Source organism: Flavobacterium solisilvae, assembly GCF_012911605.1.
GTDB classification, from domain to species: domain Bacteria; phylum Bacteroidota; class Bacteroidia; order Flavobacteriales; family Flavobacteriaceae; genus Flavobacterium; species Flavobacterium solisilvae.
In genome coordinates this window covers 1-735 of the sequence record NZ_JAAMPT010000157.1, presented here as the reverse complement: position 1 = coordinate 735, position 735 = coordinate 1, and the positions used below count along the sequence as shown (strand labels likewise).

The 735-nt window shown below is 40.5% G+C and carries 1 pseudogene; it reads right to left on the bottom strand.

The features are described from left to right. A pseudogene (locus G6042_RS00730) lies at positions 1-735 on the bottom strand (adhesin); the annotation flags it as partial.

Sequence of the window (735 nt, the reverse complement as noted above, 5' to 3'; positions counted from 1 at the left end):
CACGTACCCAAATGGTTTGTCCATTGCTTGCTGAATAGTTATCTGCTGGAATAATTGGAAGATTACCTGCTTCTGCTTCGATCTGACTGGTGTAATACTCCACCGTATAGTTGCTTGCTGGTAGTGGTTGTTGGGCTAAAACATCGGCTGTTCTTATGGTTAAATCCACTGTCATCTGACCATTCTGGTTGTTGGCATTGGTATCACATACTTCGATATCATCTAAATCAATTGGTGCTATTGGACTTGGATTAACTTCTAACGTTATTGGCATCACACTAAAACAGCCTGTAACTGGATCTTCTGCTCTGACATATAGAATTTGTACAAACGGATTGATGTTTGTATAAGCCGTTGTCGATAAGGCATTGGTTCCTTGTTGTGCATTGGTCAGCGTTTCGTGGAACGTGATGGTGTAAACTTCGCCTCCTAATATATCGGCTTCTAAAGTCGATAAATCGAAGTCGGCAAAACCGTCCTGATTGTCATCACATATAATATATGGTGTGGTTGGCGGTATTGGTTCTGGCAATGGTTCTACTCGAATGTCCATCGTAGAAATAACATAACAACCTGTAGCATTATTGGTAATACGAATTCCTAACGTTTGAACGTAAATCGTGGTATTTTGGTAAGTTGGGGTTGTTATTGCACTAGTATTGTTTTGGGCATCGGTTAAACTTGGATAGAACGTTACGCTCATTCCAGTTTGTCCTAGCAGTACTTCTTCTACTT